This is a genomic window from uncultured Polaribacter sp. (assembly GCF_947500975.1).
Classification (GTDB): Bacteria; Bacteroidota; Bacteroidia; order Flavobacteriales; family Flavobacteriaceae; genus Polaribacter.
In genome coordinates this window covers 286641-299359 of record NZ_CANMUE010000004.1, presented here as the reverse complement: position 1 = coordinate 299359, position 12719 = coordinate 286641, and the positions used below count along the sequence as shown (strand labels likewise).

The 12719-nt window shown below is 28.3% G+C and carries 17 protein-coding genes; 4 read left to right on the top strand and 13 right to left on the bottom strand.

Annotation, left to right across the window (positions count from 1 at the left end; genetic code table 11):
• Positions 1 to 26 precede the first annotated feature (26 nt).
• The 4 genes from Q0733_RS06855 to Q0733_RS06840 all read right to left on the bottom strand — a co-directional run bounded on the left by Q0733_RS06855 (position 27) and on the right by Q0733_RS06840 (position 1786).
• Entirely contained in the window at positions 27 to 626 is a 600-nt protein-coding gene (locus tag Q0733_RS06855) for a transposase (RefSeq protein ID WP_298780538.1), read from the bottom strand.
• 38 nt (positions 627 to 664) lie between these two features.
• On the bottom strand, positions 665 to 829 hold the full coding sequence (locus tag Q0733_RS06850; RefSeq protein WP_367276295.1) for a hypothetical protein: 165 nt from the start codon (positions 827 to 829) through the stop codon (positions 665 to 667).
• A 167-nt stretch (positions 830 to 996) separates the two neighbouring features.
• A complete protein-coding gene (locus tag Q0733_RS06845) occupies positions 997 to 1434 on the bottom strand; it encodes a hypothetical protein (protein ID WP_298780536.1) in 438 nt (145 codons plus the stop codon).
• Complete coding sequence (locus tag Q0733_RS06840) at positions 1424 to 1786, bottom strand: hypothetical protein (RefSeq protein WP_298780534.1); 363 nt, start codon at positions 1784 to 1786, stop codon at positions 1424 to 1426. The genes Q0733_RS06845 and Q0733_RS06840 overlap by 11 nt, the downstream gene beginning before the upstream one ends.
• A 292-nt stretch (positions 1787 to 2078) precedes the next feature.
• On the opposite strand from Q0733_RS06840, the gene Q0733_RS06835 reads away from it, so the two are divergent.
• Positions 2079 to 2954 (top strand): TIGR01777 family oxidoreductase, encoded by an 876-nt coding sequence (locus tag Q0733_RS06835; protein ID WP_298780532.1) that lies wholly within the window; start codon positions 2079 to 2081, stop codon positions 2952 to 2954.
• Between the two features lie 4 nt (positions 2955 to 2958).
• Here the strand turns inward: Q0733_RS06835 and Q0733_RS06830 are convergent, their stop codons facing one another.
• From Q0733_RS06830 to rsfS, 7 genes are read right to left on the bottom strand one after another with little or no spacing between them, the layout of a single operon-like run.
• A complete protein-coding gene (locus tag Q0733_RS06830; protein ID WP_298780529.1) occupies positions 2959 to 3594 on the bottom strand; it encodes a YceI family protein in 636 nt (211 codons plus the stop codon).
• Between the two features lie 17 nt (positions 3595 to 3611).
• The gene (locus Q0733_RS06825; protein WP_298780526.1) at positions 3612 to 3881 is read right to left on the bottom strand and encodes an acyl-CoA-binding protein; all 270 of its coding nucleotides are present in this window, start codon (positions 3879 to 3881) and stop codon (positions 3612 to 3614) included.
• The gene (locus tag Q0733_RS06820) at positions 3868 to 4524 is read right to left on the bottom strand and encodes a phosphatidylserine decarboxylase family protein (protein WP_298780524.1); all 657 of its coding nucleotides are present in this window, start codon (positions 4522 to 4524) and stop codon (positions 3868 to 3870) included. Before Q0733_RS06820 ends, Q0733_RS06825 begins: the two co-directional genes overlap by 14 nt.
• A 2-nt stretch (positions 4525 to 4526) precedes the next feature.
• Positions 4527 to 5321 (bottom strand): phosphatidate cytidylyltransferase, encoded by a 795-nt coding sequence (locus tag Q0733_RS06815; RefSeq protein ID WP_298780522.1) that lies wholly within the window; start codon positions 5319 to 5321, stop codon positions 4527 to 4529.
• Position 5322: 1 nt separating this feature from the next.
• Positions 5323 to 5907, bottom strand: a complete 585-nt coding sequence (locus Q0733_RS06810) for an LUD domain-containing protein (RefSeq protein ID WP_298780520.1) — start codon at positions 5905 to 5907, stop codon at positions 5323 to 5325.
• A gap of 8 nt (positions 5908 to 5915) precedes the next feature.
• Positions 5916 to 7895, bottom strand: a complete 1980-nt coding sequence (gene ftsH, locus Q0733_RS06805) for an ATP-dependent zinc metalloprotease FtsH (RefSeq protein WP_298780518.1) — start codon at positions 7893 to 7895, stop codon at positions 5916 to 5918.
• Positions 7896 to 7916: 21 nt separating this feature from the next.
• Positions 7917 to 8285: a ribosome silencing factor gene (gene rsfS / locus Q0733_RS06800; RefSeq protein ID WP_298780516.1), complete on the bottom strand. Its 369-nt coding sequence runs from the start codon at positions 8283 to 8285 to the stop codon at positions 7917 to 7919.
• 88 nt (positions 8286 to 8373) lie between these two features.
• Here rsfS and Q0733_RS06795 point away from each other — a divergent pair, with 88 nt between their 5' ends.
• A complete protein-coding gene (locus Q0733_RS06795) occupies positions 8374 to 9105 on the top strand; it encodes a biotin--[acetyl-CoA-carboxylase] ligase (RefSeq protein WP_298780514.1) in 732 nt (243 codons plus the stop codon).
• On the opposite strand, the gene Q0733_RS06790 is transcribed toward Q0733_RS06795, so the two are convergent.
• Together Q0733_RS06790 and pyrE are read right to left on the bottom strand one after the other, a co-directional pair.
• Positions 9102 to 9491, bottom strand: a complete 390-nt coding sequence (locus Q0733_RS06790) for an SRPBCC family protein (RefSeq protein ID WP_298780511.1) — start codon at positions 9489 to 9491, stop codon at positions 9102 to 9104. The two genes, Q0733_RS06795 and Q0733_RS06790, sit on opposite strands and share 4 nt — an antisense overlap.
• Positions 9492 to 9501: 10 nt before the next feature.
• Positions 9502 to 10143: an orotate phosphoribosyltransferase gene (pyrE, locus tag Q0733_RS06785; protein ID WP_298780509.1), complete on the bottom strand. Its 642-nt coding sequence runs from the start codon at positions 10141 to 10143 to the stop codon at positions 9502 to 9504.
• 7 nt (positions 10144 to 10150) lie between these two features.
• Here pyrE and Q0733_RS06780 point away from each other — a divergent pair, with 7 nt between their 5' ends.
• A complete protein-coding gene (locus tag Q0733_RS06780) occupies positions 10151 to 10747 on the top strand; it encodes an NUDIX domain-containing protein (protein ID WP_298780506.1) in 597 nt (198 codons plus the stop codon).
• A gap of 48 nt (positions 10748 to 10795) precedes the next feature.
• Positions 10796 to 12688 carry a SulP family inorganic anion transporter gene (locus Q0733_RS06775; protein ID WP_298780503.1) on the top strand — a complete coding sequence of 631 codons (1893 nt, stop codon included), beginning with the start codon at positions 10796 to 10798 and terminating at the stop codon, positions 12686 to 12688.
• Positions 12689 to 12719: the final 31 nt, after the last annotated feature.

The window sequence follows — 12719 nt, the reverse complement described above, 5'->3', positions numbered from 1 at the left end:
CCTCTATTCTCTTTTAAATTCATATTTTAATACTGATTGTATTTTGTTATTGATGACTTTTTTAAAACATCAATAACTGGATTATCAACAATTTCAATAGTAACTAAACCTTCATTATTTACATAGTTACTTGCGCTAGAATATCTATAATGAGATGCTTTTTCAACAATTCCTGCTCGTACTGGATTTAAATGAATATAATCTGACTTAGACCACATAAATTTATGAGAATAAATTTCTTCTGCATGATTGCCATATTGCCAAAATTGATAATTCTTATTTCTACTATGTGTTTCTGTTGCTTTTTTAAAACGCTCTAACATCCATTCTCTTCTGCTTTCAGGTTCTATCTGTATTTTTTCTAATATATTTTTGGCAGTAAACTTTTTAAAATCTCTTATTAAATCTGAAAGTTTACCTGTTTTAGACTGCATTATTAAATGTATATGATTACTCATAATTACATAACCGTATAACAACATGTCTTTTTCCTTAATACAATACGCCAAACTTTCTATAACTACATCTTTATAAGATTTTCTTGTAAATACATCTACCCAATTTACTACTGTAGCTGTTATAAAATGTATTTTTTCTTGATCTCGTATAATGTAACCTTCTTTCAATTTTTTTATCTTAATTATTTGCCTTTTCGTTTTTTATATTACGCCTCAAAGTCGGGAGACTTTGCGGAGCGGGGACAATACGCCAAACTTTCTATAACTACATCTTTATAAGACTTTCTTGTAAATACATCTACCCAATTTACTACTGTAGCTGTAATAAAATGTACTTTTTCTTGATCTCGTATAATGTAACCTTCTTTCAATTTTTTTATTTTAATTATTTGTCTTTTCGTTTTTTATATTACGCCTCAAAGTCGGGAGACTTTGCGGAGCGGGTGGCCAAAAAAATCACTATCGTAACAAATACCATCTGTTTTTTGTGAACAGCACATTTGAGCAAAAACACCAAATACTATTAAAATTATTTTTTTCATTTTTTTCTTATTTTATTTTTTATAATTATTATTAATATTAAAATCAATAAAACTGAAAAGAACATCATAAGGTATTCTATTTTATTTATTCTGCTCCCCACTTTTTTGTTGTTTACATATAATACCCTAACCGTTTTATTTCCTTTTGGTTGTACTAATACAGAGTCTCCAATAACATATTTAGTTTCAAACGAATCACCAGACCTATAGGCTAAACTATCTATTTTTATCTCCAAAACTTGATAGAGATAATTACCCTCGTTAAAAGAACCGGTCGAAATATTTGATACAACACCTTTTTTTAAATTACTCCAGTTTTTAACAGTATAAAAAACATTAGATAAACACATAAATAATATGATTAATAATATACCAATCATAATAGTAGAAATAAAGTATTCAAAAGTCTTTGATAAAATTTCTTTAATCTTCATCTGTTAAATTTATAATCCATGGCTTTTCCTGTTTCCAATTTGTATCAATCAAATTAAAACTTGTACTAATATTGTGCTTGCCACCAACTAACCAGCCATCAACATAACCTGAAAGATTAAGAGTAACCTTACCAGTATATAAATAGCCACCAATCTTTGATCTATTTCCTTCATAAGGCCAATCAATTTTTACTCCTGCAGGTACAGATATAGAGGCTGATGCATAAATATAGTCTTCTGCTACTGGATTTATTTCTAAGCCTCCTGAAAAAGAAACATTTATCCTACCAGACATAAACGCTTCATGCCCAACTTTTTCAGTTTCATTACTCTTTTTATATTTATAATTCAAATCAATATTAGAACCCGCTGCGCAAAGTCTCCCGACTTTGAGCCATATAATTTCCAACTTCTATTCTCTTTTAAATCCTGCTCGTAACGGATTTAAATGAATATAATCTCCTGCTAGCACAAGTATTACCCTTGTGCCGTTAAACAAACTCATTTTATACATTTTTTTGCACTATTTTTTTATCTCTCTAAAAATACGATTTTTATAATTGTTAAAAAAATGATTAACATTTATTATATCTAATAGTTAAATTGATTAAATAAAAAACTAATCTTTTAATTATCTTTGATTTATGGCAAAAATATTGATAACTGGCGGATCGGGTTTGGTTGGTACTAGATTAACAGAAATGTTAATTGATCTAAAACATGAAGTTGTAATTTTAAGTAGAAATCCGAAAAAAGAAAATGAATTTAGATGGGATGTTTCTCAAAATTATATTGATAAAAATGCCTTATTTGGCATCAATTATATTATTCATTTAGCTGGTGCTGGAATAGCTGATAAAAGATGGTTAAAAGAAAGAAAAAAAGTAATTATTGATAGTAGAGTTAAAACTGCAAACTTACTTTTTGATAAAGTAAAAGAATCAAAAATTTCTTTAAAAGGCTTTATTTCGGCTTCTGGTATTGGTTATTATGGTGTAACTACTTCGGATAATATTTTTGAAGAAAATGATAGAGTTGGTAATGATTTTTTAGCTGAAGTTTGCCAAAAATGGGAAAATAGTGCACTTCAATTCGAAAACTTAAAAATACCAGTAACCATTTTAAGAACTGGGATTGTATTATCTGAAAAAGGTGGTGCTTTAGAAAAAATGAAAACACCTATCATTTCTCCTTTAGGTTCTAGAAATCAATATTTGCCTTGGATTCATATTGATGATTTATGTGGAATTTACATTAATTCTATTGAAAAAAATTTAAATGGAATTTATAATGCAGTAGCACCTGAACATCACACAAGTAAAACTTTTTCTAAAGCCTTGGCACAAAGTATAAATAGACCATTTATTAACTTGGGTGTTCCAAAATTTATATTAAAATTGATGTTTGGTGAAATGGCGACAATGCTTTTAGAAGGCAGTAGAATTTCTGCAAAAAAAATCGAAAAGAATGGATATTCTTTTCGATTTAAAACACTTAAAAAAGCGTTAAGTAATTTATAATTTTTTAAAATGTAGTTGTAATATCTAAAGCAACATCATTCCATGTTTTAGAAACACCATCTGCTCCTTTATGTAAAACATCACAAGCTTTATTTAAAGAAGCTAATGCTGCTGAAGCATTCCAATTATTTACATCCATTGTAGCTTTCATATTAAAAACATTACCTGTAATTGTATAGGTAAAAACTACGCTTTTTGTAACACCATTCATTTTAATTTCAGCAGTACCTGTTGTATCATCAGTTAACGTTAACTTACCAGAAAGTAATTTTGTGTTATCCATAATACCAAAAAAGAATTTTTTAATTTTAAAGTCTCTACTAGTATCTTTTGTAAAAATACTACTTACAGGTATAGAGAATGCTGTATTATTAATAGCTTCTTTTACGCTATTACCCTCACCTCCAGCTATAATATCAATTTTTTTAAATTGACCCCCAACAGCTACTTTTTCAGTAGTTTTATAGGCGGTAAAATTAATTTTATTTTTAGCATTTGCTACAGAGAAAGCAGCACTACTTTTTTTAACACTATCTTTTGTTTCTACTTTAACTTCTTCTTTTTTTACTTCTGATTTACAAGCTGAGAAGTTAAACGCTATTACTACCACTAAAAATGAAATAATTAATACTCTTTTCATATTTTTATTTTATTATGTTAAAAATCTTTTGCTAGTTTTATATATTCTTTTTTTGCTTGTGTTGCAGACATTCCTCTTAATTGCATCCAAGCATTAAATTTAAATGCATTTCTAACATCTGACCTACTGTTATAAGAAAAATTATTACCAAAATTTGCTTGCTTATAATACGCATAAAATTTTAGCATGATGTCTGGCGCAACTGCTTCTTTTAATTTAGATATTTTTTCAAAAGCTTTAAAAAACTCTTTATCTAATTCAGAACTATCAAAATTATTTTTCTGCAATGACTTGGACTCCACCTTTAACTTTATCTCCTAATTTAACATTTATTTTTGTTCCTAATGGAAGATAAACATCAACTCTAGAACCAAATTTTATAAAACCTGCATCTGTACCCTGAACAACTTTATCTCCTTCTTTTGCATAATTTACAATTCTTTTTGCTAAAGCTCCTGCAATTTGTCTGTATAATATTTCTCCTATAGAATCATTATTGACAACTACCGTTGTTCTTTCGTTTTCTGTAGATGCTTTTGGATGCCAAGCAACTAAATATTTTCCAGGATGATATTTACTATAATTAATTACACCACTCATTGCATACCTAGTAACATGCACATTTATTGGAGACATAAAAATTGAAACTTGCAACCTTTTGTCTTTAAAATATTCTGGCTCCTCTACTTCTTCAATAACTACTACTTTACCATCAACAGGAGCAATTATATGATTTTCGTTAAGTATAGTATTTCTTTTAGGATTTCTAAAAAACTGAAGTACAATTACAACAAATCCTAAAATAATAACTTGAATCGTTTTTAATAACCAAGTAATATTAATAAAATTTTCAGCCAGAAAAATTCCAGCAATTGCAATAATAAATGTAATTACAATAATTTTATATCCTTCTTTGTGAAAACGAATCATAGTTATATAATATAATTAATAAACAAATATACAAATGGTGAAGCAAACAACAAACTATCTAATCTATCTAAGATTCCACCATGACCGGGCATTAAACTCCCACTATCTTTTACATTAGCAAACCTTTTGTATTTAGATTCTACTAAATCGCCTAAAGTTCCAATTACCGATACTATTACAGAAACTATCATCCAGTTGCCTGTAGATAAAATTGTATAATATTTACTTATAAAATAAGCGGCTAAAAGTGAAAATACTAATCCTCCTATAAAACCTTCTTGAGTTTTTCTTGGAGATACTGAAACAAATAATTTTCTTTTACCAAAGTTTTTACCTACCAACAATGCAAAACTATCATTTACCCAAATTAAAATTAAAACTCCAATTATTAGCTCTGGGTTATAACTACCTTTATAAAAAGGCAATAAAGCTAAAAATGTCATTGAAAAAATTAAATACCTTAACATTAAACCTAACTTATTTCTATCATCAGAAAATGAGATTTCTTTTTTAGTAATTAATGATTTTATTAAAAATAAAGAAGATATTATTGTTATTATCAATATACCAACAACAGCAAAACTATCTTGTCTTTGATAACATAAAAATAAAATAAGTGCAAATAATAGGTAGGAAATGTAACCTTTAAATTTAATTATTTTAGAAAATTCCCAAATACTTAAAAAACCGAAAATTGCAATAAGAAACAGATAAGATTCTTTAGAAAATAGAATTGAACTAATAAAAATTAGTACATAAATAATTCCAGAAAAACTTCTCCTTAAAAGGTTGCGCATATTATAAATCCTCTAAAAGCAGCAAATATAAGTTTTTTGAATTACTGTTACCATAATTTAAAAAATTATCACTGCTTATATCGATATTATATCTTTTTATTGCTGAGATATTGGTTGGAAGAGCACCCGTTGAGTTTACTTTAATACCTGTTAAACCTTGCCCTGTATCTTTTACCAACTGACTTGTTTTTGCAAAAACAATAAAATTATCTGGATAATCTGTTAATTTTGTACTACTTAATTGCCTAGATGAAAATAAGATATCTCCATTATCTGCAATTAAATGTTCGCAAGAAGTAACAATTGGTGTTTCTGTTTGGTGTTTTTCTAAAATATGAACATCCTCACTTTTAAAAAAAGATTTTAAACTATGATCTAATAGATGAATTTCTTTCCAATTATTCTCCTTTAATACTTTTTCTAGATTAGCAACTACCTCTTCTTTTTGTATACAATATAAAAACTTACCTCCTTTTTCTAAAAAATTATGCACAAATAAATCATCAAGAGATAAATTTACTTCTTGCTTTTTAATTTCTTCCTTTTCATTTGTAGAAAGATTTAAAAGTTTTTTAAAAAAATTCATTAATAGTTTTACTCTTTTAAAATATTCTCTTCGTTTGAAGTTTCTTCAACAACTTTAGTTTCCGCTTCAATTGTTTCTTCTTCTTCAAATGGTCTTTTACCAAATATTTTTTGCAAATCGTCTTTAAAAATAACTTCTTTTTCTAACAATAATTCAGCAAGTACAGTAAGCTTTTCTTTATTGTCATTTAATAAATCTATAGCTCTTTGATATTGAGCTTCTATGATTTTAGAAATTTCTTTATCAATTTTCTTACCTGTCTCTTCACTATAAGGTTTTACAAATGAATCATTTCCAGAAGAATCATAATAAGTTACGTTACCAACTTCATCATTTAAACCATATACAGTAACCATTGCTCTCGCTTGCTTTGTTACTTTTTCTAAGTCACTTAATGCACCTGTAGATATTTTATCAAATATAATTTTCTCTGCAGCTCTACCACCCATTGTAGCACACATTTCATCTAACATTTGCTCTGTTTGAACAATCATTCTTTCTGCTGGTAAATACCAAGCTGCTCCTAAAGATTGACCTCTTGGCACAATAGTAACTTTTACCAAAGGTGCTGCATGTTCTAACATCCAACTTACTGTTGCATGACCAGCTTCATGAAAAGCAATAACTTGTTTTTCTTTTGGAGTTATTACTTTATTTTTCTTTTCTAAACCACCAACAATTCTATCAACTGCATCTAAAAAATCTTGATGATGAATTGCCTTTTTACCAGTTCTAGCAGCTATTAAAGCAGACTCATTACACATATTTGCAATATCTGCACCAGAAAAACCTGGAGTTTGTTGTGCTAAAAACTCAACATTAACATCATCAGCTAATTTTAATGGTTTTATATGAACTTCAAAAATTTCTTTTCTTTCATTTATGTTTGGTAAATCAACATAAATTTGACGATCAAAACGTCCTGCACGCATTAAAGCACTATCAAGTACATCTGCTCTGTTAGTGGCAGCAATTACAATTACGTTTGTATCTGTACCAAATCCATCCATTTCTGTTAATAATTGATTTAACGTGTTTTCACGCTCATCATTACCACCAGTCATACTATTTTTTCCACGCGCTCTACCAATGGCATCAATTTCATCAATAAAAATTATTGATGGTGATTTTTGAGCTGCTTGTTTAAACAAATCACGTACTCTAGAAGCTCCTACTCCAACAAACATTTCAACAAAATCTGAACCAGATAGTGAGAAAAATGGAACACCTGCTTCTCCTGCAACTGCTTTTGCTAATAAAGTTTTACCCGTTCCTGGAGGTCCAACTAATAAGGCTCCTTTTGGAATTTTACCTCCTAAAGAGGTATATTTTTCTGGATTTTTTAAAAAATCTACAATTTCTTGAACTTCTTCTTTTGCACCTTCTAAACCAGCTACATCTTTAAAAGATGTTTTTACCTTAGTGTCTTTATCAAATAATTTAGCTTTAGATTTACCAATACTAAAAATTTGACCTCCACCACCAGCTCCACCAGCTCCACCAGACATTCTTTTCATAAAAAATAACCAGATAGCTATTAAAATAATAAAAGGTAAAAAGCCAATTATCATATCAAAAAAGCTAGTTTTTTCTTTATTTCTAATATCAACAATTAAGCTTTTATTTTCTTCTTTGGCTTTATTAACACTTTCTTCAAAGTTTCTTTGATCTCCAAAATTATATTCATAAACAGGTGAACCTGGTCTATAAAAAGCTGAAGAAGTAAACTTTTTGTGTTTAGCTTTTTTTAACGCGTCTGTTGTTAAAAAAATTTGTGCTACATCTTTATTAACAACAATGATTTCTTTAATATCGTTTTCAGATAAAATTTTGTCAAACTCGTTTTTTGAAATGCTTTTAGAAGCTAAATCGCCACTACTAAAAAATTGAAAAGCAATTATAACTATAAAAATTGCTCCATAAATCCAATAAGAATTGAACTTAAACTTAGGCATATTTGATTTATTATCTTTATTTGTATCACTCATTTGTAATAAGTTTCAATAGGATTATACTGTTTTAATTTGGGTGATTTTTGCATCACCCCATAGACTTTCTAAATCGTAAAAATCTCTTACATGCTTTTGAAAAATATGAACAACAACGTTTACATAATCCATTAAAACCCATTCAGAATTTCCTTGACCTTCTGTATGCCAAGGTTTATCTTTGATTTCTTTACTAACTAATTTTTGAATTGAACTAGAAATAGCGTTTACTTGTGTATTAGAACTTCCTGAGCAGATTATAAAATAATCACAAACAGTATTTTCTATTTCTCGTAAATCTAATAATTGAATATCTTCGCCCTTTACGTCATCAATACCTTTTATTATAAAAGATATTAAATCGTCTGTATTGACTTGTTTTTTTATCATTAATATTTTTAATATAATTAGCGCAAAGTTATTATTTTTTTGCGAGTTTTTTACGTATTATTGAACTAGTTTACATTTTATTTAACACTTGAAAACAATCAAACTTAATGCCATTGATTCTACCAATTCTTTTTTAAAAGATTTGGCACAAAATTCTGATTTAGAAAACTATACTGTAGTAGTTACTAATAACCAAACAAACGGTAGAGGGCAGCAACATCAAACATGGCATTCACAGCCCTTTAAAAACCTAACTTTCAGCATCTTTATTAACAATTTAAACTTAGATTTTAAAAACAAAAAATATTTAAATTTTGCAATAAGTTTGGCTGTTTTTGAAGCTGTTTTAAATAAAAATATTAAAAACCTTGCTATAAAATGGCCTAACGACATTATGGCAGGAAAGAAGAAAATTTGTGGAATTTTAATAGAGACTACCATAAAAGGTAGCAAAATAAAAAATTGTGTTATTGGTATTGGCTTAAATGTAAATCAAATAAACTTTCCTAAAAATATTAAAAACGTTTCTTCTTTGAAAAATATTACTGAAAAAGAGTTTGATTTAGATATACTTTTAAATGAAATAGTTGATAACTTTAAAGAAAAAATAAATTATTTATCTCTTTTAAAATTTGATGAATTAGAAACAAATTATCTAAATGTATTGTATAAAAAAAACATCCCAACTATGTTTAAAGATAGTAACGATGTTTTGTTTATGGGTATTATTAGAAGTGTTTCTAAATATGGCAATCTTTTAATTGAATTAGAAGATGAAACACTTAAAGAATTTGGAATTAAAGAAGTTTCTTTAGCCTAAAGATTATTGATATTATCTGTTAAAGTTTCAATAAAACTAGTTAATGGTTTTTTAACCATCATAGCCATCATCATATTAAATTCGCCATTAAAATCTAATTGAACTTGAGAAGAATTACTATCTACTTCTTCAATATTTGCAACCAATTCAAAATCTAATTTACTACTTGCCGCACCTAATGTGATACTTGAATATTCCGTTTTTTCTTTTAAAACAAGTCTAATTTCTGGCATTCCTTTCAAACCAAAAATAAATGAATCTTCATCAACTTCAAATTTCTGAGTAGACTCCGGCATTAGTTGCTCAAAGTTTTTTAAATCTGTAAGAAACTCAAACATTTCTTTTTGAGATTTACTTGTTGTTATTTTATTTCCACTAATATTCATTCTCTATTTTTTATTGATTCCACTCACTAGGATTAACCCTCCACTCATTTAAAGTAATCAACTCTTTTTCATCAATATAACTACTATCTAAAGCTTGATCAAGTAAGTTTTCATAATTACTTAAAGTTGTTAAACTTACATTTTTTTTCTTAAAATTTTCCGTAGCAATCTCAAATCCATAAGAAAAAATAGCAACCATACCTTTTACAACCGCTCCTGCTTCTTTTAAAGCTTCAACAGCATTTAAACTACTATTTCCAGTACTTATTAAATCTTCAATAACTACAACATTTTGTCCACCCTCCAAATAACCTTCAATTTGATTTTTTCTACCATGTTTCTTCGGTTCTGGTCTTACATATACAAATGGCACACCTAATTCTTGTGCAACTAAAATACCTATTGCAATTGCACCTGTAGCAACACCAGCAATAACATCAGGTTTTCCATATTGTAATTCAACAATTTTCGCAATTTCTTCTTTTAAAAAAAAACGAACAGGAGGAAAAGACAATGTGATTCGATTATCACAATAAATAGGAGATTTCCAACCAGAAGCCCAATTAAAAGGGTTATTTGGATTTAGTTTTATTGCCTTAATTTGTAATAATAATTCGGCTGTTTTTTTTGCTGTATCTTTGTTCAAAATCATATCGCAAATGTATAAAGTTTTTGTAAATGATTACCCAATAATCATAACATCTTCTACAAAAAAAGAAAATAATTTTCCAGTTTACATTTTTAAAAATGTTATTTTAGAAGAAATAATATATAAAGTAAAAAACGGGGAGCTTAAAGGTATTAATTTGTACTCTACTGACCTAGAGAATGATTGGCTTTTTTTTCAACAAACTACGATTATAGTTCCTGCTGCTGGCGGTCTAGTTTTAAACCCTAAAAACGAGGTTTTATTTATTTATAGGAATAATATTTGGGACTTACCAAAAGGTAGAATTGAAAAAGGTGAAAGTATTGAAACTGCTGGTATTAGAGAAGTTGAAGAAGAATGTGGTATTTTTAATTTATCTATTACTAAGAAATTAATTACAACTTATCATATTTATTTTCAGAATGGAATAAAATTAAAAGAAACTAGTTGGTTTTTAATGCGCTCTGATTACACAAAAAAACTAACACCACAAATTGAAGAAGGAATAACTGAAGTAACTTTTAAAAATGATATTGAAATAGAAAAAGCTTTGCAAAATACATATGCAAATATTCGGTTGGTATATGATACTTACAAAGTAAGCTAGTTTTATAAAAAACATAGTATCTTTGCCAGCTTTTAAAAGCAAATAATTATGACTGAATTTATCAAGAAAATAATTCCGAATGCAAAAGATGATGTTTTAGCAGGAATAACAGTTTCTTTAGCTATGATACCAGAAGTAGTAGCTTTTGCTTTTGTAGCACAAATAAGCCCAATTGTAGCTTTATTTGGTGCTTTTGTTATTGGTATTATTTCGGCAACTTTTGGAGGTAGGCCCGGATTAATTTCTGGAGCTGCAGGTGCTGTTGCTGTTATTTTTGTTCATATGATACAAGAAGGGCACGCTAAAGGTTTACTCTTTGATTCTCCTGTGGAAAACATGGGTTATTTTTACTTATTAGCTGCCGTTGTTTTAATGGGTATTATACAAGTTTTTGCAGGTTTTTTTAAATTAGGAAAATTTGTACGTTTAATTCCTCACCCAGTAATGATGGGATTTGTAAATGGTTTGGCTATTGTTATTTTTATGGCACAACTTGGTATGTTTAAAGAGAATAAAAAAGATTTCTTTGGACAAAATATGCGTAAAACAGAGTCAAAAGAATTAGTTTATAAAGTAAATGATAATAAGGTAAAAGATATAGTTTCTGGAGCTGTTTTATTTACAATAGAAGGGAATTCTATAAAAAACAAATTAACAAATCAAGAAGTATTTAAAATCTCTGAAGGGCAAGTATTTGACTCAAAAACTAAAAAAGTTATTTTTAATGCTTCTGAAGAAGGATTTTATTCTGTAAAAGACAATGGAGTTGTTAAATCTATGATGCAAGGAAAAACGCTTTACACAATGATTGGTTTAGTGCTGCTTACAATGCTAATTGTTTGGGGGCTACCTAAATTAACAACAAAAATACCCGCTGCATTAACTGCCATTTTAATTGTAACTTTAATTTCAATTTTTAGCGGACTAAGCTCTATTAATGTAGGTGATTTTATTAGAGATGGTGGTGGTGCAGGTTTAAATGGAATTGATGAAATTTCAAAAAAACTAAACATTTTAGAATTATGGAGCAGCCTCCCTTTTAATTTAGATACTTTAAAGTTTATAGCTCCTTATGCTTTTTTAGCAGCCTCTGTTGGTTTAATAGAAACTTTAATGACTATGAATTTAGTTGATGAATTAACAGACTCTAGAGGTAATGGAAATAAAGAATGTATTGCGCAAGGTGCCGGAAACATTGTAAGTGGTTTATTTGGTGGAACTGGTGGGTGTGGTATGATTGGGCAAACCGTTATCAACATTAATGCTGGCGGACGTGGTCGTTTATCTGGTGTAATGATGGCATTAACATTATTAACATTTATTTTATTTGCAGATAAATATATAGAACAAGTACCTATTGCGGCTCTTGTGGGCGTAATGTTTATGATGGTTATTGAAACTTTTGCATGGTCTAGTTTTAGAATATTAAAAAAAATACCCGTCTCAGATGCATTTGTGTTGATTATTGTTTCTGCTGTTACTGTTTTCTTTGATTTAGCAATAGCTGTTTTTGTAGGAGTTATTATTTCTGCATTATCATTTGCTTGGGCTAACGCTAAAAAAATTAGAGCTAGAAAACGTTTTAAATCTGATGGTACTAAAATTTATGAAATTTGGGGTCCTCTTTTCTTTGGTAGTATTACAGACTTTAATGCTAAGTTTGATGTAAAAAACGATCCAGAAAACATAGAAATAGATTTTATAGAAGCCCGAATTTCAGATCATTCTGCCATTGAAGCTATTTTTATTTTAGTAGAAAAATATCAAGCTGAAGGAAAAAAAATAACTTTAAAACACTTAAGTAAAGATTGTAAAATTCTACTTTATAAAGCAAGTCCTATTTTTACTAATATTATAGAAGAAGATATTGATGATCCTCGTTATCATCTGGCTGCAAATCCGGAGAAATTTCCTAAACCTTTGGGTGAGTACAAGTTCTAAAAAAAATAAAATTCCTGCAGAATAGCAGGAT